The sequence below is a fragment of the Chryseobacterium sp. CS3K3.1 genome (assembly GCF_059515165.1).
In genome coordinates, this window is sequence record NZ_JCAKRV010000004.1 from 1 (window position 1) to 23580 (window position 23580).

21 protein-coding genes are annotated in these 23580 nt (G+C 36.1%); 3 read left to right on the forward strand and 18 right to left on the reverse strand.

Annotated features, from left to right (window positions below; genetic code table 11):
- The 10 genes from AC5YGI_RS05315 to AC5YGI_RS05360 all read right to left on the reverse strand — a co-directional run.
- Positions 1 to 351, reverse strand: a 351-nt coding sequence (locus AC5YGI_RS05315) for a DUF6443 domain-containing protein (protein ID WP_496167718.1), incomplete at its 3' end; no start/stop codon positions are given.
- A 10-nt stretch (positions 352 to 361) separates the two neighbouring features.
- On the reverse strand, positions 362 to 3940 hold the full coding sequence (locus AC5YGI_RS05320; RefSeq protein WP_330746902.1) for a DUF5977 domain-containing protein: 3579 nt from the start codon (positions 3938 to 3940) through the stop codon (positions 362 to 364).
- 3 nt (positions 3941 to 3943) lie between these two features.
- Positions 3944 to 5572 carry a T9SS type A sorting domain-containing protein gene (locus AC5YGI_RS05325; protein ID WP_496167719.1) on the reverse strand — a complete coding sequence of 543 codons (1629 nt, stop codon included), beginning with the start codon at positions 5570 to 5572 and terminating at the stop codon, positions 3944 to 3946.
- Between the two features lie 259 nt (positions 5573 to 5831).
- Positions 5832 to 6242, reverse strand: coding sequence for a hypothetical protein (locus tag AC5YGI_RS05330; protein ID WP_062671818.1), 411 nt, complete (start codon positions 6240 to 6242; stop codon positions 5832 to 5834).
- Positions 6243 to 6360: 118 nt separating this feature from the next.
- Complete coding sequence (locus AC5YGI_RS05335; RefSeq protein WP_330746905.1) at positions 6361 to 6759, reverse strand: hypothetical protein; 399 nt, start codon at positions 6757 to 6759, stop codon at positions 6361 to 6363.
- A gap of 93 nt (positions 6760 to 6852) precedes the next feature.
- Entirely contained in the window at positions 6853 to 9180 is a 2328-nt protein-coding gene (bglX, locus tag AC5YGI_RS05340; protein WP_330746906.1) for a beta-glucosidase BglX, read from the reverse strand.
- Between the two features lie 79 nt (positions 9181 to 9259).
- Positions 9260 to 9967: a carboxylesterase family protein gene (locus AC5YGI_RS05345; protein ID WP_330746907.1), complete on the reverse strand. Its 708-nt coding sequence runs from the start codon at positions 9965 to 9967 to the stop codon at positions 9260 to 9262.
- A gap of 100 nt (positions 9968 to 10067) precedes the next feature.
- Positions 10068 to 11459, reverse strand: coding sequence for a glucoamylase family protein (locus AC5YGI_RS05350; protein ID WP_496167720.1), 1392 nt, complete (start codon positions 11457 to 11459; stop codon positions 10068 to 10070).
- Positions 11460 to 11536: 77 nt separating this feature from the next.
- A complete protein-coding gene (locus AC5YGI_RS05355) occupies positions 11537 to 13003 on the reverse strand; it encodes a RagB/SusD family nutrient uptake outer membrane protein (protein ID WP_330746909.1) in 1467 nt (488 codons plus the stop codon).
- Positions 13004 to 13007: 4 nt separating this feature from the next.
- Positions 13008 to 15857 carry a SusC/RagA family TonB-linked outer membrane protein gene (locus AC5YGI_RS05360; RefSeq protein WP_330746910.1) on the reverse strand — a complete coding sequence of 950 codons (2850 nt, stop codon included), beginning with the start codon at positions 15855 to 15857 and terminating at the stop codon, positions 13008 to 13010.
- A gap of 366 nt (positions 15858 to 16223) precedes the next feature.
- Here AC5YGI_RS05360 and AC5YGI_RS05365 point away from each other — a divergent pair, with 366 nt between their 5' ends.
- The 3 genes from AC5YGI_RS05365 to AC5YGI_RS05375 all read left to right on the forward strand — a co-directional run bounded on the left by AC5YGI_RS05365 (position 16224) and on the right by AC5YGI_RS05375 (position 17776).
- Entirely contained in the window at positions 16224 to 16895 is a 672-nt protein-coding gene (locus AC5YGI_RS05365; RefSeq protein ID WP_330746911.1) for a DUF4197 family protein, read from the forward strand.
- A 40-nt stretch (positions 16896 to 16935) separates the two neighbouring features.
- Positions 16936 to 17241: a DUF493 family protein gene (locus AC5YGI_RS05370; protein WP_047433612.1), complete on the forward strand. Its 306-nt coding sequence runs from the start codon at positions 16936 to 16938 to the stop codon at positions 17239 to 17241.
- A gap of 61 nt (positions 17242 to 17302) precedes the next feature.
- Positions 17303 to 17776: a hypothetical protein gene (locus tag AC5YGI_RS05375; protein ID WP_496167722.1), complete on the forward strand. Its 474-nt coding sequence runs from the start codon at positions 17303 to 17305 to the stop codon at positions 17774 to 17776.
- 55 nt (positions 17777 to 17831) lie between these two features.
- On the opposite strand, the gene AC5YGI_RS05380 is transcribed toward AC5YGI_RS05375, so the two are convergent.
- The 8 genes from AC5YGI_RS05380 to AC5YGI_RS05415 form a co-directional block, all read right to left on the reverse strand.
- The gene (locus AC5YGI_RS05380; RefSeq protein ID WP_110011032.1) at positions 17832 to 18182 is read right to left on the reverse strand and encodes an arsenate reductase family protein; all 351 of its coding nucleotides are present in this window, start codon (positions 18180 to 18182) and stop codon (positions 17832 to 17834) included.
- A gap of 86 nt (positions 18183 to 18268) precedes the next feature.
- Positions 18269 to 18883, reverse strand: a complete 615-nt coding sequence (locus AC5YGI_RS05385) for a deoxynucleoside kinase (protein WP_002977952.1) — start codon at positions 18881 to 18883, stop codon at positions 18269 to 18271.
- Between the two features lie 27 nt (positions 18884 to 18910).
- The gene (locus AC5YGI_RS05390; protein WP_496167723.1) at positions 18911 to 19873 is read right to left on the reverse strand and encodes a hypothetical protein; all 963 of its coding nucleotides are present in this window, start codon (positions 19871 to 19873) and stop codon (positions 18911 to 18913) included.
- Between the two features lie 105 nt (positions 19874 to 19978).
- Positions 19979 to 21001 (reverse strand): glutaminyl-peptide cyclotransferase, encoded by a 1023-nt coding sequence (locus AC5YGI_RS05395; protein WP_496167724.1) that lies wholly within the window; start codon positions 20999 to 21001, stop codon positions 19979 to 19981.
- A 101-nt stretch (positions 21002 to 21102) separates the two neighbouring features.
- The gene (locus AC5YGI_RS05400; RefSeq protein ID WP_411412876.1) at positions 21103 to 22125 is read right to left on the reverse strand and encodes a glutaminyl-peptide cyclotransferase; all 1023 of its coding nucleotides are present in this window, start codon (positions 22123 to 22125) and stop codon (positions 21103 to 21105) included.
- Between the two features lie 35 nt (positions 22126 to 22160).
- Entirely contained in the window at positions 22161 to 22544 is a 384-nt protein-coding gene (locus AC5YGI_RS05405; RefSeq protein WP_496167725.1) for a VOC family protein, read from the reverse strand.
- Positions 22541 to 23047: a GNAT family N-acetyltransferase gene (locus tag AC5YGI_RS05410; protein ID WP_496167726.1), complete on the reverse strand. Its 507-nt coding sequence runs from the start codon at positions 23045 to 23047 to the stop codon at positions 22541 to 22543. The genes AC5YGI_RS05405 and AC5YGI_RS05410 overlap by 4 nt, the downstream gene beginning before the upstream one ends.
- Before the next feature lie 3 nt (positions 23048 to 23050).
- Positions 23051 to 23476, reverse strand: coding sequence for an SRPBCC family protein (locus AC5YGI_RS05415; RefSeq protein WP_496167727.1), 426 nt, complete (start codon positions 23474 to 23476; stop codon positions 23051 to 23053).
- Positions 23477 to 23580 lie beyond the last annotated feature (104 nt).

Below are 23580 nucleotides of genomic sequence, written 5' to 3' on the forward strand. Positions count from 1 at the left end.
TTTTTCTGAACCATAAGAGGTACTGCTTACATTGGCTAATGGATCGGTAATGATACCACCGTTGAAAGTTCCTCCTTGAGGAACAGGAAGGTAGTCCTGAACCTGTCTTCCGAACTGATCATATTTAATGGGGATAACTACATCTTTTCCCAATGGGGAGGCCTTTACATTCACAATTTGCTTGGGTCTTCCGAGTCCGTCAAAATACTGAACCGTTTCAGAGGTTTTAACATTAGCAAGTGCAGGATCTGACAAATACGTCTTGGAGTAGACATAATTTTCCGTATTGGTAAGTTGCCCCTGGGCAGTTCCTATTATGAGAATTCCTATGGGAATTAATATTTTTTTCATGGATTTGTTTTTAATTTACATTATAACTAAAGCTAATATTGTACGGAACACCTGTAGAAGGGCTTCCGTTTCCTAGCCATCTTAAAACAGTTTGTCCTGATCCTGGATAGAGAGTTACTTGCCAATTTCCTGAGGACTTAGTAACTGTCGTGGCAGGCCAACAAAGTCCAGGTATATTTCCTAATTGTACTGTATCATACCAATTCACACCTTGGTTTGATGTAACCATAAAATTTAATTGAGCATTAACAACATTATTTACTTTTTGAAAAGGAGCATATTGTATCATAATATACTGACTTGAAGCCATGGCATTGAAATCACAATATGGATAAAAGCAGGTTAAGTTTGAATTAGCATAATTCTGCCCATTACTATTAATGTCATCTAAAGCTTTCTGATCAGCATCTGCCTGACTGATGATGGAAAAATGCCTACCTTCAGGTACCGTATAGGTTATCGAACTGGATACCATACCGGAAGTACAATTATTTTTTGTGAATGACTGGCTTTTCATAACATTATAATATGCTGTTGGGGCATTATTATATTTATATTCTTTAAGAACTTTTCCGCTATTATCTACAACTTTCTCTAATCGATTGGACAAATCATAGGTATAATTTTCTCTTATTCCACTTGGAGAAGTAATACTTGTCACCCCGATCAATGGATTATAAGTGTAGGTTGTTATATTGTAATTGGCAAGAGCAGGGTCTTTTCTAAAATTATCTAGAGCTTCTATCAGCAATAGCTCCGAAGATGCATCTATATCTGCATTAGATTTCAGGAAAATAGGAAGAGTTGTGTATCCAGAAGGCAAGCTACTTACACCCAAAGAGGTCATTACATTACTATAAGTCTCTCCCTCTATCTTAGCGATAGGTAAAGTTTGACCATATCCCCAAATTATCGTGGTTGGTTTACCATCTATACTTGTATATTGTAGAACATTACCTTTGGAATCATATAAATCATAACTGATTTCTACAGTTGGGACAGGAACAGGGCTATTCAAATCTTTAAGATTATATGATAATACTGATTTGGGTAGGGGCAAACCACTAGTATATATATTAGCATCTGCTTGGGAAACAGGGTAAACGGTTTCCCACTTAGTCAGAATTTTATTTGTAAGATTCTCTATTTTCGTTGTCTCTGTAACCAATGGAATTCCTACCATATTCTTGTTAATCAAATATTGATTATTTATTGTAACATCATTTGCATAATGATATGTCTTAGAAATTACTTTATTATCTGGATAGGTAGTTTCTTCTTTCTTCAGAAGATCATCATCAGAGTCATCGTAAAAGTACTTTGTTTTAGTGGTAACATTTCCATTATTGAAATAATCTTTTCTTGTCTCAGAGTCTAAATAATGATTGTAAAAATAAAGTTTATAAGCCGAGACATTAATGACATCACATGTTTTGTCTAGAGCTTGACCTTGTGCATTCCAACCCATTGGAACAGGACCAAAAGGACGTCCATCAATTTCAATTATCCTAGCATGTTGTGAAAATCTTACAGGATTATTATTATAATTATAAATTGTTTCGGCTAATAATTGCTTAGTGTTTGTATACTCTTTTTTAAACAATATCTTCATTCTTTCTTTTTGGAGAGAGTTAAAAGAATTTATTCTAGTGCCAGCATTCTCATCATATTTAATTAGTGCACTGGACCATATATAATTATTATTTCCTAGTGTGGTCCTTTCTCTTTCTACTCTAGTCATTAGTGAGTTATCAGGTTTTTGATCAATAAAGCCATTATCTTGATTACTGAAAGCATATTCAATTATCCCTCCATTGCTTTTTTCTTCATAAATTTTTGAATATACAATATGTGACCCATTAGTATAATTTAATGGCCAACTTAAAGGTGAAATTTCCCTGTAAGTATATTGGTTATGATTGTAATCTGTAGTATTTGACAAAACACCACTAGAACTTAAATCACTATTAATAAGATCTTTATAATAATAAAACTTTCTCAGGGAAGGCACATTTGAAATACTATAATCAATAATATGGCTGACCCTGAACCCCCCTGCTAACCTCCTCGGACTAATCTCACTGATGAAAAAATCATTATTATAATTAGTCATTTTAGTATACTCATGAGGTTCGTAATAAAAACGAGTACTTCCTCCTGTTGGATAAAAGATTTTTTCTAAAATTTCGTTTAATTTAAAATTCGGTTCTTTTGCTTGTCTATATGCGGCCGCAATAACATTGATATCTGTAGAATTTATTGCATAAAAATTAAATGTTTTATCGTTGAAATACCCCCAATGATCAGTATTTCCGTTATTAAATTTTGGAAATAGGTTATTATTATATTGAAATTCATATTTGTTGTTTTCTGCTTCGCCAATTTTTATTTTTTTTAATTTTAATCGCCTAGCAGGATTCTCGTCATATTCAAAGTATATATTTTCTATATTTTTATTATTCACAGCATAGGAAATATTATCAAGTTTGTACCAATGTTTAAGATTATAGTAATTATCAGGAGGTTTAATTTCAAATCCATCAATTAAGTATACATTTTCATTGGTAAATTCTAGACTATTTGCCAAAGATTTATTAAATTTTATCTCAACATTATCAAAATTAACCTTATCCAAATAGCTAAACTGTCCTTCTTCAAAGTTTGAAAGATTAAAACAGTTATTCTTATCAATATCTTTTGCGCACCCACTCAAGTCGTAACCACCATACGAAAAACTTTTGTATCCCGAATATGAACTTCTAAAATAGATGGTTTCTCCAGATTTATCATAACTAAAGTCAACATTTTTTCCAGTTGAATATTCAATTTTGGTTAAATGCCAATTTTTGACATACTTATAATATTCTGCACCGAGCTTTGGGTTCTGAGTCTTTTTTCTACTTCGATAAATCTCAATTGCTGAATACTGATTTCCAAAAGTATACTTATTCCCCAAGCCATCGGTGATAGTAAAGGAATATATGAAATGCTCCATATCATACTCATTATCTTTTAATGTATTTGTAATCGATAAATTAGGTGTGTCAGAGTTTATAATCCATTTTCCTTCATGATTTTTAATAAAAGTACCTGATATACCATTTACAGAAAAGCTAAAAGTATCAGGATTTAATGCTCTTTCATTTTTTTCATATTCATTAAAACCCGAATATGATTTTAGCTTATCTAACGAATTCCAATCAGCGGAATTTAAAAGGTTATATTTATAATAGTAAGCCTCTGGATCAGACTCATCTGCTACACCATTCAAATTTCTTGTAATAGTTCCTGAAGTACTTAAATTCCATGCTAAACCCGTCCATGAAGGATAAGTATCAGGCTTATTCAGAGCAACATCATAATTAAGATTTACATCAAACTTGTTTTTATAATCAATTTTTAAGGAAAGCAAACTGATATTAATATCCGGTTTACCTAGTGAATGATTTAAATCAGTCCCTCCATATACTTTAAATTCACTTGAGTTTGGACTTTTAGAAAATTCAGGACTATAAAAGCCTTCTTCACCATTAAACTGACCTTTCATTAATGATACTGAAATGATACAAAATAGAAAAAAAATCTTCATAATTTACTGTTTAATAATTTTTGCATTTGCTGTTTTATTGGTATCCGTTTTTATAGTAATAAGATAAGCCCCTTGAACCAAAGCCTGCGTATTAATCTTAGTTACTTTATTCTTTGTTTTCACACTTTGTAGCTGTCTTCCACTCATATCATACAAAAGAATATCTGCATCCTTAAAGTCAAAGCCAATTTCTACGTAAGCATAGTCTGATACAGGATTCGGGTAGATCTTGATATCGTGTTTTTCAATGAGCTGATCAACTTGTTTATCTACGAGCTTTACAATCTTCCAGTTTTCTTTCCCCAGTTCTTCAGCACTTGTCCCTGCAAGAATAATAGAACCGTCTCTGTTGAGTTTTACATCAGAAAGTCTTTCTTCCTTCTTTCTGGATTCACCTTTTACATGTTTTCTCCACTGCTCATTGCCATTCTGGTCAAGGTATAGCATCCAGAAAGTTTCATCATCTGTTTCTATTCTTCCTTCTGCCTGGGTATAGCCTCCCAATAAGATTCCTTTGGATGATTTATCATCTGCTGAATGAAGAACACACATTCCCATCAGGATATCTCTGTTTTTAAAATTGTAAGATTTTTGCCATTGCTCTTCTCCTCTTTCATTTAAAGAAATCAGCCAAAGATCTGTTCCCTCCTCTAATCCGACAGTTTTGTTTCCAGACCTTTCTGATCTGGATTCTCCTCCGATAATAAAACCAGTTGAAGTTAAGGCCAGCGTTCTCAAATGATCATCTCCTTTTCCTCCGAAGTTCTTTTCCCATTCTACTTTTCCGTTTTTGTCGAGTTTTACGACCCAATAGTCACCTTCACCGAAATTTTCAGTTTGTTTTGAGTTTCGGGATATGGGATTCGGGTTTTGAACATTTAATGAAGAACCCGCACCTCGCATCCCGGAATCTTGTTCAGAACCCGAAACACGAACCTCAGAACTCCTTGAATACATTCCCAGCAATGCTCCTCCGTCTTTCGTCGGAATCATTTTCTCCACTTCATCCAATCTTTTTCCACCTAAAATTAATTGGGAAAGTTCTTTTCCGTCTTTATCCAGTTTTGTGATCAAAACATCTTTGGAACCATAGCCTTTTGATGAGTTTTGGACATTTCCTGCAACAAAAAATCCTAAATCTGTAGTCTGGATAACAGCTCTGGCTTCTTCATCAGAAGAGCTTCCCAAGGTTTTTTGCCATAGTTCATCTCCGAATTCATTGATTCTGATCAGCCAGATATCTGAGCCTCCTTTGGAATCGTCTTTTTTATCGAGTCCTTTTCCTGAATAAGAAGTTCCTGCCAGAAGAAATCCGCCATCCTGCGTGGTAACAGTAGCAGACAGGTAATCGTGGTTTTGTCCTGAGAAATATTTTTCCCAGACTTCTTCACCTTGCTGATTCAGCTTGATCAAATGAAAATCGTAACCGTTGTTTTGCTTACTGCCTGAAGCTTGTTGCTTATTGCTTTGAATAGAACTTCCTGTGATCAAATATTGCTGATCAATGGTTGTGGTGATCTGGCTTAGAAAATCCTGGGTAGAGGATTGGATGTCTTTCTGCCACACCACTTCCTGGGCAGATACTCCCAAGATTGTGCATAAAGTGAATGCACCGAAATAGATTTTTTTCATTCTATGTTTTTTTGAGTTAGTAATTAGTTTCTTAAACTTCGCGAATTTAACACTTTTTAAGATAAAAAGTCACTTTTATGTGGTACCGTTAATCATGTTATTTATCATTTAATTCTGATATATTTTTCATTCTATTATGTTGCAAAAGTATCTATCCACAACGACAAAACTTGTCGCATTAAAATCCAATTGAATTCATTGATTTCAAGCCACAAAAAAGCCACTCTTCCGAGTGGCTTTATATTTTTAAAGTTTTATTTTACTGATAAATGACTTCATCATTCTTCTTGATCTGGTAGCTCTTTTTATAGGGAGTTAAAACATAGCTGTCTTTCACATGAGCTCCGCTTTTCCATATTTTTGCTTTTCCCTGCTTATCCAAAATAATGCTTTTTGCAGCTCCATCCGGAATAAATACTTCAGCTTTAGTCATACTTTTATTAAAAATAACTGCCGTCATTGAAGTATAGCTTTTGTCTGAATTTACTTCTTTGAGTTTTATTTTCTGATTGAAAGTTTGTATACAATTATTTCTTAATTGTGAATACGTATATCCTGCGGAGCCGATACAACCGTGCACATCTCTGTCGCCTCCGAGAACAGGAGTACTTTTTTGCGCAAAAACGAATGAACCAAGGAACATGGTACTGAGTAAAATTATTTTTTTCATAGGTAAAATTTTTGTTTTCTGATGGATTAAAATATCCCAAAAATGTGATATTAATTAATTTCTCTAAGGTACAAAAAAAACCACTCTTGCGAGCGGTTTTTCTTTTTAAAACCGGATCTTACTGATAGATCACGATATTATCCTTTTTAAGCTGGTATCCGTGCTTTTTGTAAGGAACCAATACATAACCATCCTTTTTCCATGCTTTGGCTTTACCTCCTGCTCTGGTAAGGATGATGCTTCTTTCACCGGCATCTTTTACAAAAACCTCAGCTTGTTTCATGTCTTTACTGAAAATAACTGCAGCTATTGAAGTATAGCTGTCTTTCGGAGCTACTTCTGTTAACTTGATTTTCTGTTCAAACGTTCTTATACAGTCTTTCTTAATTTGAGAATAAGTATATCCTGCAGAACCAATACATCCGTGTGCATCTTTGTCTCCACCTTTTATTGTTCCTTTTTGTGCAAATAGTAAAGAACCCAGGAACATTGTGCCTAATAAAATTGTTTTTTTCATGTCGATTTGTATACTAATAATTACCCGAGGTATTATTAAAAATCGTGCCAAAAAAAACATCATAACACAATCCGGTGAATTACTTTCCGGATATTACTTAGTCCAATTGATTTTTGAATGCTGAACATTGTCAGAACTGGTTCCTATCATGATATCAAATTCTCCTGATTCCCAGTCATATTTCAGATCTCCGTTATAGAATTTCAGGCTTTCAGGAGTAATATCGAAAGTTACTTTTTTAGATTCTCCTTTTTTCAAAAAGACTTTCTGGAAGCCTTTTAATTCTTTTACCGGTCTTGTAATACTTCCTACCATATCTCTGATATACAACTGAACCACTTCAGCCCCATCATAATTTCCTGTATTCGTTACTGTAACAGATGCCTGAACGGTCTGATTTCCTTTTGCAGTAGTGGTGGAAACTGCCATATCAGAATAATTGAATTTCGTGTAGCTCAATCCATATCCGAAAGCGTATAAAGGCGTATTACACTCGTCCATATAGTTTGAACGGAATCTTTCATAAGTACATTTGTCTACTTTATCCTGGCTTAGCGGACGGCCTGTATTTTTAGCGTTATAGTAGATTGGTACTTGTCCAAGGCTTCTTGGGAAAGTCATCGGAAGTTTTCCGGACGGGTTTACTTTTCCGAACAGAACATCCGCAATCGCATTACCTGCTTCAGATCCTGCAAACCAGGCATTCAGAATAGAATCCGGAGTATCTTTTACATTGGTTAAAGCTAAAGGACGTCCTGTGAAAAGAACCATTGCAATTGGTTTTCCGGTCTTCTTTAATTCGTTTAGCAGATCAACCTGAGACTGAGGAATCGTAATTTCTGTTCTTGAAGAAGATTCTCCACTCATTTCAGCAGATTCTCCGATAGCCAGAACAATCACATCTGCTTTGTTGGCTACCTCTACCGCTTCTTTTAACAATTCTTCTTTGGAACGGTTGTCTCTGTCTGTTTTTTTACCATGAGCAGCATAAATTTCTTCTAATTTGGCATCATAGTCAATATTCGCACCTTTTGCTGATAAAAACTTAACTTCTTTTCCGTAGTTCGACTGTAATCCCTGCATCAAAGAAACTGAGGCAGCATGTTTTGTAGCAACACTCCAAGTTCCGGCCATATTCATTGAGTTATTCACCAATGGTCCGATTACAGCCACTGTTCCTGATTTCTTTAAAGGCAATACCTGATTGTCATTTTTCAATAACACCATAGATTGAGCAGCCGTATTTCTTGCTATATTACGGTTTTCCATATTATAGACTTCTTTTGCCGCTAACTTCGCATCTCCATGTTTGTATGGATTATCAAATAAACCAAGATCATATTTTGCTTCAAGAATCCTTCTTGCTGCCATATCAATTTCAGCTTGTGTCACTTTTCCTTCCTGAAGGGATTTTTTTAATGTTGTTAAAAAACCTTCTCCTACCATATCCATATCAACTCCAGCTTTTAAAGCCAAAGCAGACACCTGCTGAAGATCTCCCATACCGTGGTCTACCATTTCATTGATACCGGTATAGTCTGTTACTACAAATCCTTTAAATTTCCATAGATTTCTTAATACTTCCGTCTGAAGCCATCTGTTTCCTGTCGCCGGTACTCCGTCCACTTCATTGAAAGAGGCCATTACCGAAGCAACACCTGCATCTACTGCAGCTTTGTAAGGAGGGAAATATTCGTTGAACATTCTTACATGGCTCATATCAACCGTATTGTAATCTCTTCCGGATTCACCTGCTCCATATAGGGCAAAGTGCTTTACACATGCTAAAATATTGGTTCCGTTCGCAAGGTCTTTCCCCTGATAGCCATATACCATGTTTTTGGAAATTTCACTTCCCAAATAAGGATCTTCTCCTGAACCTTCTGATACCCTTCCCCATCTTGGTTCGCGGGAAATATCTACCATGGGAGAGAATGTCCAGTTGATCCCGTCGGAAGCTGCTTCTCTGGCAGCTACTTTTGCAGATTGCTGGATAAGATTCATATCCCATGAGGCAGCCAGACCTAAAGGAATCGGGAAAGTAGTTTCATAGCCGTGAATAACATCCATCCCGAAAATCATAGGAATCTTCAGACGGCTTTTTTCTACAGCCACTTTCTGAACAGCCTTGATCTTATCTGCTCCTTTTATATTGAATAATCCGCCGACTAATCCCTGCTCTACTTTCTTTCCAATATCAGAGCTCTGTGCCTGTCCTGTAGTGAAATCTCCGGAAGTCGGAAGGTTCATCTGGCCAATTTTTTCATCCAATGTCATTTTAGATAAAAGATTGTCTACAAAAGCTTTCTTCTTAGCCTGATACTGAGCTGTCTGGTAAGACTGAACGGGCTTCGTTACCATTTCCTGTGCGGAAAATACAGGTGCCAATGCTAAAGTGGCGATTACAATTAACTTTTTCATAAATCTATCTTCTTAAATTATTGTTTTATATTTTTTGCTTTAATTTGATGGGTTTATTTTCAATCATTGGTGTCTTGGATTACTTTTCTTTCTTTTTGGACAGCATCCATTCATACAAAGCGGGATTTGAGTATGCCGAATCCCATGAATTATGATTATCATTCGGGAAGATAACCAATTCTGCTGAAGGGTTTACAGGATGTAGCTTCTGATAAAAATTAAAAGCATTGGCAGGTAGTACAATATCGTCCATTCCGCCATGGAAAATTTTCATGTTCAGATCTTTAAACCGATGAATATTAGCGGTCATGACCTGATCTGTAGGAGCACAAACTGAAGTCACTGCAGCAAACATTTCCGGATGCTCCATGGCCAGCTTTAAGGTTCCCCATCCTCCCATAGAAAGTCCTGTAAGATAAATACGGGAAGCATCAATTTTATATTTCTTCTGAATTTCCTTGATCAGATTATATACGGTAACCGTATCCCACCATGTTCCTTCCGGGCATTGGGGTGCGAGAACAGCTACAGGTCCTTTGATCAGGTTTTTATAGGTAAACGGGCTGTGTGCCTTTACCAGATCAAGATTAGTTCCACGCTCTCCTGAACCATGAAGGAAAACAATTAATGGTACATTTCCTTTAACATTCTGCGGATAATCCAGAATGTAAGACATTTTTTCCTGTCTTTTAATTTCTTTATTGAGTTCCCCTTTTATCTCCTGCGCATTCATTGGTATTGAAAACGGCAGCAGTAAAAGAGGAATATGTTTCAGTTTTAGTTTCATATTGTTATTTAGGTTTTGGCTAAAGCCAGCGGATTTGATCTTTTTTATGTAAACGGACTCCCTTCGACTAAGCTCAGGATAAAGGCCCGTTCCTATTAATTTATTTGAGTCCATATTTGGCTGACCGGAAGCTTAGTTTTTTTAATCCCTGCTGAATTTCCGGGGCATTCATAAATAACTTCCAAAGGAATCCTGATCTGTAATTTTCAATCATGGGTGCTATCGTTCCCTGATCTATCGCCAGATATCTTGGGGTAAACCAATTGTTATAATTAATGGAGGTAGCATCATAAGGTCCCGCAGATCCTATGAATTCAGGTTTTTGGGTATACATGAATCTCAGGAAAGCCATTGATTCTTTTGGTGTATAGGGAAAACTGCTCAATGCAGCTGTAGGAGTAATCACTCCATTATCATTGCCAGGCATGTGAGCGGTGTATCCTGTGCTTCCGTCCTCATTTCTGGTATATCCGGCTGTAAGCCCCCAATAGTTGGGGCCATACCCTTTCCATTGTTTTGGATTTTCAACACAGTATTTGTAATCGATAAGGGTTTGATTTTTATTGATGTCAAAGTAGTTTTTGACAAGCTTATCGGATAATCCCGTAGGATCAAGCCCGATATATGAATATTGTGCCCAGAAAAGCGGGCCGCCGTATTCTTCGGCATAGTTGTGTTTTACATACAGAGGTAGTCCGTATTTTGTTTTATCTGTAAGGTAAGTTCCGTTTCTGGTCCATCCTTTATAGTAGGTTTCTGCATCAATGGAATAAGTAGGTGAAGATGCTGCTAAAATATAAGTGATCAGGCATTCATTATATCCCTCAAGAGGAAAATTCATTTCCCATTGGTAATCCGGTGACCAGTGCCAGTATAGGACTTTCTCACCTCCTTTGGTATACCAGTTCCATTGGATTCCTTTCCACAGTTCATCACATTTTTCTGCCAGGGCTTTTTCTTCTGCATTTCCGTTTTTAAAATATTCACGGACCATCAGTATTCCTGAGGTAAGGAATGCCGTTTCCACAAGATCACCTCCATTATCTTTTTTCCCAAATGGTACGGTTTTTCCGGTTTCCCCATTGATCCAATGTGACCATGCACCTTTGTGGCGGTCTGCTTTAGCCAGAAAGTCCATGATGTGAGTAAGTCTTTTCACCGCTTCTTTTCTTGGAACAAATCCTCTTTCTACCCCTACCAGAATAGTTGCCAACCCGAATCCTGAGCCTCCTGTAGTAATCACGTGTTTATCATTATCAGGATAGATATTATCTTCATGGTAACGTTCTCTTCCCAACATTGAGTTAGGTTCTGCATAGTCCCAGAAGTACTTTAAAGCATCTTTCTGCACTCTGTCCATCAGTTGTTCATCCGTGATATTGCTTTTTACTGCTTCAGTTTTTCCGGTCTCCTGTTTGGCAACGGGTGCATTTTTACAGGAATACACAAAGAATAATGAAGTAATAGCTATTGATAATACGTTCCTTTTCATGAGATCTCTTTTTTAGGGTTTCTTACTAAAAGAAGAGGAGAACTTTCATTCTCCTCTAAAGTTTTTATTGATTAAATTTAATAGCCGGGGTTTTGTGCTGACAATCCACCTGCTTCCATTATAAAGTCTTGTGGAAGTGGGAATAGTTCATGTTTTCCAACGATGAATTTTTTACCACCATCAGCTGCCATAGCCGCTTGTGCTTGTCCGGTTCTTACCAGATCAAACCATCTGTCATGTTCGAAAGCAAGTTCCAGTCTTCTTTGTTTCCAGATATCTAATCTTACGTCTGCTTGAGAAGAAGCAGGAGTATTTCCGATATTAGCTCTGTTTCTTACCTGGTTCAGGAAAGGAATAGCTGCAGATGTTTGTCCAAGCTCATTCATTGCTTCAGCTCTGATTAATAGTACTTCAGCATATCTCAGATAACGAATGTTTACGTCTGTTGAAGCCTGATCTCTATAATTGGAAGAATAAGCTTTATAATTATAGAATTTATTTTCTGTATTTGGACCTACGTAATATCCATCATATAAAGTCATATCTCTATGGATAATCGTGGCATCTCTTCTGGAATCTGTTGCAGAGTAGGCGTCATATAATCCTTGGGTAGGCGTTGCAAATCCCCAGCCCCAGCCTGTAGTCCCTCTGGCTCCCTGAACCTGGCTGTACTGCTGGATTGCTCTTCCTGCTGTCCCTCCTGTTCCGTTGATTTCGAAAACAGATTCAGCATTATTTTCTCCTGAAACTTTATAAATATCCTGGAAATTAGGTGTCAATGAATACCCTGTAACCAAATTAGTCTCATCCACAGCAAGCTGCCATTTCTTCTGATATAAATACACCTTTGCTAAAAGCGCATGGGCAGCACCAACAGATGCTCTCCCTATATTACCTGCCCCATAGGCTGATTTATTAGGAAGAACGGCTATGGCATCCTTAAGATCCTGTTCAATGAATGCATAAATTTCTTCCTTACTTTTTCTGGTAAGTGTCATTTGCTTATCAGCTTCAACCCCTGTTACGGGAACATGGTCTACTAGCGGAACCCCTCCAAAAGATCTTACCAAAGTAAAGTACATAAATGCTCTTAAAAACTTAGCTTCTCCAGTTAATCTCTGACGTAATTGTGGATCTGCTTTATCTAATTTAGGAAGATATTTTAGCGCCTGATTACACCTATTAATCCCCTGGTAATTAGAAGCAAACAACTCTTTAAATGATGGTGTAGATGCTGTAAATGTCAAAGCATCCAAAATGTCTTTATCTGAACCTGAGTCACTTGGACTTGAACCTTTATCTGCATCATCAGAAACAATTGATGTGACCCCGATCCAGGCAAAAGTACTCATATTCCAGTCTAAAAACTTAGCATAAATACTAGTAACCAAGCTATTGGCTCCTTCATTATTATTGTATATTTCACCCAAAGCATCCTCAGGAATTTTTTCTGTAGGTGATACATCAACGAAGTCATTGCTGCAACTCTGGTTAACAGCTCCTAAAATTAAAAATGCAGCTGCTATGATATATTTCTTATTCATTTTTTTAAAAATTTAGGTTAACACCAAATACAAAAGATCTCAATGTAGGATAAGCATCTAATTCTACCCCTGCACGCTTAATTGGATCTCCTTCTGCTGTAGGATCTGCAGGATTATATCCGGATAATTCTGAGGAATATCCTGAGTATTTCTGGAAAACAAAAGGATTAATTGCACTCACATAAAGCTTAATTGATTTCATATAATCCGTTACATTTTTAAATGTATATCCTACTGAAATATTATTGATTCTGAAATAATCTCCGCTTTCCAAATAGAATGTAGATGCAATTGGGATATTTGCAGGATTTACAGGATTTGCTGCATTAGTGTTTGTAGGAGTCCAGAAATTATTCGCTACAGAAGCTTCAACATTTTCTCCACCATTTCTTTGTGCTTTTTTACCATTGTACACTTTGAATCCAAAAGCTCCATAACCGCTCAAAGCAAAATCCCAATTCTTGTAAGACATTGAAAAATTAACACCTAAGGTTGATTTTGGTATGTAAGAGCCAAAGAAACGTCTGTCTCCCGGATCTGCACTTCCGGTAACTCCATTACCATTTAAATCTTTGAACTTCAGATTACCGTTTGCATCATAACCATCTGCTTCCCATAAGTAGAAACTTCCTAATGCGTAGCCAACTGCATTAGCATTAAAAATTTTTGTATCCTGTCCGTTTCCAAGATTTCCTCCCACAAGTTGAGAAACCGGCTTGGAAAGATCAATGCTGGCAAGCTTGTTCTTATTGTAAGAATAATTGGCACCAATTGAATAGGTAAAATCCTCACCTACTTTATCAGCCCAGTTTAAACCTATTTCAGCACCTTTATTGACAACACTTCCCATATGTGAATAATTCACTTCAGAAATACCTGTTGCAAGATAAGGTACCACCCCCAAGATAAGATTATTGGTTTTTCTGTTATAAACATCAAAGCTACCCGATAACCTTTTATTCAGGATTGCAAAATCTAATCCTAACGAGGTTTCTTCAGTTACTTCCCATCCTAAACTAGGGTCATATCCCTGATTAACAGTTATTCCATTACTTACAGGCGATGTCCCGAATCCGTAATTGTATGTTGCTCCAGATGAAAGTGGCAAATAATTTAACGGAACCTTCTGGTTACCTAATTTACCCCAGCCTCCTCTTAATTTTAAAAGATCAAAGAACCCATCCTGCATAAAGCTTTCTTCAGAAATGATCCATCCGGCTCCAAATGATGGAAATGTCCCCCATCTGTGCCCCTCAGCGAACTGAGATGATCCATCTCTTCTGAATGTCCCGCTTAATAAATAACGGTTCATAAATTTATACTGAAGTCTTCCGAAATAAGAAATGGTAGTATTTCTGTTTCCTTTTATAGATTCAATAGCTTTAGTCGTATTATCACTAAATAAATTCCCATAGTAATCTACACCATCCAGATTCCAGTAGTCTTGTGAAACGGGTACATTCTTTCTGTTGATCGTTAAGGTTTCAAGACCGTTGGCAACTGAAGCTTCTGTACCGGCTACAATTTCAATATCATGGTTTCCCACTTTCTTGGTATAGGTTAAATAGTTATTAAGTACCCAGTTGAAATAGTTTTGACTTTTATTGGTTAATCTTGTCAGAGGCAAAGAAGTATCATATCCACTGTCAACCCTCATTGGATCGCTATCTAACCAGAATGCTTTGGAGTTTACAAAATTGTAATATTTATAATTATTGTACTCACCACTAAACTGAGAAGTAAACTTCAAATCTTTATAAATATCAATATCCAGTTTTAAACCACCCTGCAATAAGAAATTTTTTCCCCTTTGATTATCATAAGCAAGCTGCATTACCGGGTTGCCTACATTATTAAATCTTCCTCCTTCATAATCGATATTTCCGGTAGTCTTATTATAAATAGGCTGTCCATATTTTCCATTCGGATAATATACAGGGACTAATGGAGATTGTTTATATGCATTTGTAAAAGCACCATACGATTTAGGAGTATCATTGGTAAAGGTAGCACTTAAAGTCTGCGCCAATCTGATTCCTTTGGTAATTCTGAATTCGTTATTGGTTCTTACTGTAGTCCTGTTATAATTGGTACCTTTAAGGATAGACTGCTCATCATAATTACTTAAACTTAAGAAGTATTTTGCAGCTTCAGAAGATCCTGAAATAGAAACATTATGTTGGTTATAAATCCCTGTTCTTGTAATTTCTTTGAACCAGTCTGTGTTGTACGGCTGATTAGGGTTCAGATAAGTACTTGCTTTACCAGCATTATTATAATTTGCAAATTCAGACCCGTTAGCCATTTTAATGGTTTTTAAAGGGGTTCTGAATCCAACCAATCCATCATAGGAAACACTTAACTTCCCTCTACCTGATTTCGTAGTAATAATAATTACCCCGTTAGCCGCTCTGTTACCATAGATTGCCAATGCTGCAGCATCTTTCAATACATCATAAGTAAGAATATCATTAGAATTGATATTGTTGATGTTATCGGCATACATTCCATCAATTACATATAAAGGTGTTCTTCCACCCAATACAGTACCAAGTCCTCTGATCATTACTGTCGGAGTAGATCCCGGCGCATCAGAAGCAATTACCTGTACCCCGGCGGCTTTTCCCTGAATAGCCTGTGACGCATTCAATACTTTGGTTCTGGTTACTTCCTCCGCACTGATAGAACTGATAGCAGTTGTATTATCAACTTTTTTACGGCTACCATATCCAATCATAACGACTTCGTCAATCTTCTGGACTTTAGCAGAATCCTGCGTAACCTGTGCATTCACGTTCATCCCGAAATATAACACGGCAATGAGACCTGAATACTTTAAATTACTTTGTTTCATATAGTTTCAATTTTATTCAAATAAATTCAAATTTGCACCTGTCTCTAAATAGTGGAGTTATTTAAAATCTCAAAAAAAGACATTAGCCAAAAATATAAAAAATATCCAACACTGTTAAACTATCTTAAATATTTAAAAATAACTATCCTTTATTAAATGAAAAATGCCAAAAATATAGATTTTATAATTTTTAATTTAAAATCAAGATCCTTTATCCATCATATTTACAAATGAAATTTTAACATTTTTGACACAATATTCACCAAAACATGTACTCAATTTAATATTTTGTTAAATTGGGAATAGTAATTACCTTTGGTGCAGTTTTTGACAAATGCACCTTAGAAATACATAATAAAAAAATCAATGAAAAAATATATCATTGCAGCCGCTCTTCTGATTGGAACCGGTGCTGTTATTACCACCACTGTACAATCCTGCACTTCATTGGCAACATCAGACATGGGGCTTTCTATTATCAAAAGAATTCTGCTCAATGGTATTGATAAGGGAATGAGTATCTATGGCAACAAAGAAGCGTTCCTGCAGAATAATATGGTTGATAAAGCCCTTCCAAAAGAGTTGAGAGACATCAATTCCACACTGGAGAAAATTGCTCCTTCACTGGTAGCCAAAGAACGAGATTATATAGCACAGGCAGCAGCTTACACAGTGAATACATCAAAACCTATTTTGCAGGATGCCGTAAACAGCCTGAATGCTCAGGATGTAACGAGAATTATGCAGGGAACCACTGCAACACAGATTCTGAAGGAAAAAACATCCCAACAGCTTATTGCTGCCATTGCTCCTAAAGTAGATGAAAAACTGAATGAATATGGAATTGTAAAAACCATTAATACAGCGCTATCTGGCAATAATTTTCTGGGCAGTCTTTTAGGAGGGAATAACAACACTGTCAATTCAGGAGGACTGAGTAAACTTGCTTCTGAACAGCTGGTGAATGGATTATTCAATATCATTGAAGATTATGAACACCAGAACTCCAAGTCCCTGCTGGGACCGTTTGGAAAATAGGAAAATTTTCGCTATTTTTATATTATATTAACAATTGCAGATGGATATATTACAAGGAAATCAACACGCAAGCCCTGAAGACTTTTATCAGTCTTTGAGGGAGAAACTGGAGGATCATCATGATTTTCCGGAGGATTATTTATTTAAATTTATTATTCCTACAGACCAGGCAAAACTTACTGAAATTTACAGAGTTTTTGATGGTATTAAATTTACACTGGGAAACCGTGAAAGCAAAAATGGAAAATACACGGCCTGCAATATCAATGCATTTGTTCTGGATGCCAATCAGGTAGTGAATATTTATAAAGAAGTAGCAAAAATAGAAGGCGTTATTCTATTGTAAAAACAAAGGCCGTTTCATCATGATGAAGCGGTTTTTTATTATTAATACATAAAAACAGAATATGATGAACATCCAACTGATCCTATTTAATATCATTTTAGCAACCTCTGCTACAAACTGTATGCACAAAAATAACAGCGAAAATAATACACCTAATATGTCTTCTACAGTTCAGCAGCAAAAGATTGAACAGATCCGCTTAACAGAAAGGACAAGAGGGTTTAGCAGGGACATTGTTTTCACACCCTCTTCAAAAGAGTCCAACATCAATGAAGAGATTACGAATACCAAAATCTCTACCGCCGAATGGCTGGCAGTTTCCAGGCTGGCTCAGAACATTGACCTACCGAAGATATCTGAACTCAAATCTCCAACTACAGGCAGATATTCTGACCAGGCAATGATATCATCTATGATCATTACCGCTGGCGGAAAAGAGTATACTTCCTCAGAATTTGATTCCGGACGTCCTCCAAAAGAACTGGAAGCTTTATATAAGGCGATAAATGGCCCGGTTACTACAAAAAACCCATAACATAAAAGATCCGCTCTTTCACAGAACGGATCTTTTTTATTTATTAAATTTTCGTTTATTTTTCAATAAAGAACTTTACATTTTCAATAGGTCTTCCCAGCATTGCTACTGAACCTTTTACCAGAATGGGTCTTTGTATTAAAGATGGGTTTTCGGAAAGAATCTTTATCCATTCCTCTTCCGAATAGTTTTTATCTGCATAGTTCTCAACGTAAAGCTTATCGGTTTTACGGATAATATGAAAAACACTCTGATTCAGTTTCTTCAGCACCGTTCTTATTTCAAGAGGACTTAAAGGATCTTCAACAATATTAATGATCTCAAAAGGCACTCCGTTTTCGTCAAGATACTCCAGTACAGCATTTGACTTTGAACAGTTTCCGTTATGTAAAACTTTAACTACCATGATACATTATTCAAAAATTAAACTTGATCTTAACAAATTTAAAAAGATTTACCCTGAGTGTGTCTTAATGTTCTGATAAAAATATGTTAAAACAATCCGTGTAGCTCTGCTTCAATCTTCTCCAGAATAAACCCGAAATCTTCAGGTTTTTCAACGAAATCAAGATCATCCACTTCAACAATCAGAAGTTTTCCTTCTGTATAGTTGGAGATCCATTTTTCATATTTCTGATTCAGTTTGGAAAGGTATTCAATACTGATGGATGCTTCATATTCACGACCTCTTTTATAGATTTTTTTAACCAGGTTAGGAACATCAGATTTCAAATAGATTAAAAGATCCGGAGCAGATACGAAAGACTTCATCAGATCAAATACTGATGAGTAGTTATTAAAATCTCTGTCTGAAAGAAGATTCATATCATTCAGGTTTTCTGCAAAAATATGAGCATCTTCATAGATCGTACGATCCTGAATAATGTTTTTCCCGCTTTCTCTGATCTCCTTTACCTGACGGAATCGGCTCCCTAGAAAATACACCTGCAGTGCGAAACTCCACTTGCTCATGTCTGAATAAAAATCTTCCAGATAAGGATTATGATCTACATCTTCAAATTGTGCATCCCATCCGTAATGCTTGGAAAGCATCGTTGTCAAAGTTGTTTTTCCGGCTCCGATGTTTCCTGTAACTGCAATATGCATAATATTCTTTTTCCTTGTATTTACGAATTAGTTGATAAGTTTTTCGACAGCCTCAGTCTGAACCTGAGAAATATCTTCAATCAATTTCTGTAAAGTATTGTCTGAAGGTTTCTCTACTGTATTCTCATCTGGTTTTTCTTCCGTCTTTTCTACTGGTTTCTCTGTAGATGGCGGAAGAGATTCCGGCTGAGCTTCGAGCTGTTTTTGCTGTTGGGCTTTCTTTACTTTTTCAAGGCTGTAAAGATAGAGTTTGTTCCCTTTGATTGCAAAATAAGAGAGGATGTTTTTATCCACAATTTGTGCATCCTGGTCTTCGAAAATGGTGATCATCCCTTTTTCAGGGACGTATTGTGAAATGAAATTACCGGCAACTACCAGGATCATATCATTCTCCCTTCGAAAACGTTTTCCGTTTTCCAGAGGAGCTTCGAAAAGCTTTTCGAATTTAAGGCTGTAAATCCTGATGTGTTTTCTCGTTAAAATATAGACCTTATTTTCATAGACCAGCATGTCCATTAAATCTTCAAAACTGATATCAAAAGGATATGAATTGATGGTTGTATCGTTCCTGAAATTATACTGTATCAAGCGTTTTGTACTGTCGTCCAAAAGCCAGAGCTGCTGCAGATCTTCGGCATAAGCCATTCTGATAAAACCAAATTTCTGTTTAAAATCCAATCGTTGAATCTCATTCATATTCTGGTCTACAAATTTCATTTCCTGGGCATTTTCAGAAAACAATGGCACATTCAGAGGATTTTGTACAGTCTGTACTTTGTACGGAACCGTGAGCATCATTTTTCCGATCTGTTTTCCAAGGGAATCATATTTGGTAAAACTAAAATCTTTGTTTTTATAGATATACAGATTTCCGTAGTCATCGGCAAGCATATCTTTTGCCTCCTTCAGTTTTAAAGTATCTAAAGGAAGTATATCCTGCGCTGAAGCCGTACAGAAAAGGAAAAAAAATACTATGTTTAAAAACTTCACTCTGTTTTTTTAATGGGGTCAATTTACTGAAAAATACGTTCACTCAAAAGATAATTTAGCCTAATAAAATTTTCTTTACTATTAATCAAAATTAAGAACAGTTTATTACTGAAAAACAACTTCATAAATTTTTTCCCAGTTCTTTCCTGTCACCAGCATATGATCACCTTTAATAGCAATCCCGTTCAGGACATCTTCAGTACCTTTGGTATTTTGTTTGGCAATTTTTGTAAAATCAAAAGTTCCCACTACTTCTCCATTAGCAGGATTGATCTTTAAAATAACCGGTTCTCGCCACACATTAGCATATATAAAGCCATCGTGATATTCAAGCTCATTGAGCTGATTATAAATTTCAGAATTCCCGCCAACAGCTATAGTTTTCACTACTTTTGAGGGATCATTGATATCCAGAAAATAAAGATTTTTTGAACCGTCTGTAGCGATCAGATTTTTTCCGTCGTACGTCAGTCCCCATCCCTCTCCCATTGTATTGGGCAAAGGAAATTTTGAGAGTTCTTCAAACGTAATTTTATCGTAAATAAAACCTATTTTATTTTTATAAGTTAACTGATAAATCTTATTTCCAACTATTGCACAGCCTTCGGAGAAAATTTCAGCAGGCTGTTGTTTTACAATTATCGGAGTGGATGACCCTAAAGTATATTTTATCAACTGGGAAGCATTCTCCATCCCATCACTTTCATATACTGTATTTCCTTCCAGCAGAAAGCCTTCAATAAAATTTTTGGGATCGTGAGGGTAATCTGCAACTATTTTATATGGAATATTCTGTTCAGGAGTTTTTGTGAATACATTGATGGTAGCATCCTGATTTAATACTTCTCCATTTTTTGTTTTAATCCTGAAGACTACATCATTATCTCCTAATGTAAAAAACTTTGGACTAACAATTAAATCCGTTGTTTCTTTATCTCCGAAACTGATGGTTATACTTTCTGCATTTTCCGTTACTTCTTTGGGAAGATCAAGTTTATCTCCGAAATGATACCCTTTTGATTCTCTCGCATTGTTATAATCAGCCAGAGAATCAAGCATTTTCTCGTTATTATTGCAGGAAGTCAACAAGAATACGGCTGTCAGACCAGCCATAATATTTTGCTTCATGAAGTTTTTAATCATTTGCCAAAAGTACTAAAATTTAATCCTCAAAACGAAAATAACGCTCCCAGGGGGAACGCTATTTTTATTTTATCAATAGAATCAGATTACTTGATCTGAACTTCATAAATCTTCGACCAGTTTTTTCCTGTCACCAGCATATTATCTCCTTTGAAGGCAATTCCGTTCAGTACATCATCACTTCCTTTGGTATTCTGTTTTGCGATTTCAGTAAAGTCAAAAGTTCCCACCACTTCTCCATTAGCTGGATTGATCTTTAAAATGATCGGCTTCTGCCATACGTTGGCATAAATAAATCCGTTGTGGTATTCCAGTTCGTTCAACTGGTCGTATGCCTGAGAACTTCCTGCAACGGCAATATATTTAATCAGTTTTGAAGGATCGTTGACATCAAGGAAATATAAAAGTTTACTTCCGTCAGAAGCAATAAGGCTTTTTCCGTCATACGTTAATCCCCAACCTTCACCTAATACATTTGGATAAGCAAATTCTGAAAGCAGCTTTAGAGAACTTTTATCATAAACATATCCTTTTTTACTCTGCCATGTCAACTGATAAACTTTATCACCAACAATCGTGCTTCCTTCAGAAAAATCTTCCTGAGCCTGTTTCGTAGAAGCCAGCGGAGTGGTTGTTCCCAGCGTATATTTTAAAATCTGTGAAGATCCGTTCTGCCCGTCACTTTCATAAATCGTGTTTCCTTCAATCTGGAAGCCTTGTACAAAGTTTTTAGGATCGTGCGGATATTCCGCTACAATCTGATAAGGAATATTTTTTTCAGGATTTTTTGCAAATACATTGATGGTGGCATCCTGGTTCAGAACTTCACCTCCCTTCGTTTTAATATTGAATGTAACGGCATTATCACCTAATGTGAAAAATTTAGGATCAATTGTCAAATCTGTTGTTTCTTTATCTCCAAAGCTGATTGTTACGCTTTCTGCATTTTCCGTTACCTCTTTCGGAAGCTCAAGCTTATCTCCGAAATGATATCCCTTCGCCTCCATTGAAGTATTATAAGTGTTTAATGTATTAAGAATTTCTTTATCCTTATTACAAGACGCCAATAATAAAATCGCTGCGAAACCCGCTATTATACTTTTTTTCATTGAATTTCTAAATATTTCTCCAAAAATAGCAAATTTTATTCCGTATTGCCAATATTATCTGCGGGTTCACCAAATTGTAATATGTATCCATTGTTGTCATATATTGCAAATTCTCTCATTCCCCACTCAAAAGTTTCGATTTCATAGCAGACTTTGGCTTTGGTTTTAAGGTCTTCCCAAAGATCATCCACTTTATTTACATTGAAATAAAACGAACCGGAAAAACCAATGGAAGTATTTTTTTCATGTTCGTTAGGCTGAGACAGCATGATGTATATTTCATCTTTACGAAGGGAAGCCCATTGCCATTCGTTATTCCTGTCCATAAGGCTAAACCCAAGAACGCGCATATAGAATTCTATGGTTTCATCAAGATTTTCAGTCCATAAAACAGGGCGAAGTGCGGTAAATTGTGTCATGATTCCTGTAATTCGAAAGTACTTTTATTGATTTTCATATTCAGAGAAACCCATGTTTCCTGATCAATCCTGGCTTCGCTTTTAACGTATGGATCAAAAGCAAAACCTACTTTTCTGTAACATTCAATAGCTCCGGTATTCCAGTCGTAGACATTCAGCTCTGCTGTTTCTTTATCAAAATGACTGAAGCCATATTTCAAAAGCTCCTGCATGACCTTCTTTCCATAACCTTTTCCTCTGTTATTTTCATCCCAGATCAAAATTCTTCCCAACAGGAATGTTTTTTCTTTCAGAAATATCTGGGCATGCCCGATTGTACTTCCTGTCTCATCTATAATTTTAAAAAGAGTTCTGTTTTCATTGAACAGATCAGTTTCCAGCTGTTCTTCTGTGAGAGGAAAACGATATGCCGGGCCGGCAAACTGAAGAAGCATTCTTTCGTCTTTTATCTTTGAAATCAGTTGTGGAGCATCTTCTATCGTAAAAGGGTGTAATGTGATCATGATTTATTTTTCTAGAAATTCTTTTAAGCTTTGTCCCAAAATCGTATTCCAGCCTTTTACAAAATTCTCTCTTGAAAAGCCTTCTCCTAAGTCTTTAAAGTTTTCAATATCTTCATGGGTCAGCTTTACTAAAGTTTGACCGTCTTCTGGCAGCAGTTCCCAGGTTACCATGGTCTTCATGTCTGAAAAATCAGGATAAGACCATGTATGCTTTAATTTTTCATTGGGTATTATTTCTAAAATCTGTGCGTGGTGATGGTATTTATTTTCACCTCCCGGTTCATAGAAGTTGAATTCCTTACCTGTTTCCAAAACAAAATCCTGGATATCAAAATACCAGGATTTCATTTCATTTTTATCGGTTAATGCCTTCCAGACTTTTTCAGCCGGAGCATTGATGGTGTACTGAACAGTGATAGGTGTGCTCATATGATAGGTTTAATATGTTTAAATGTACACATTTTACCTATAATATTTAACCACAAAAGTCACAAAGTTTTATCTACTAAATTATTCAAGTTTAAATTTCTACT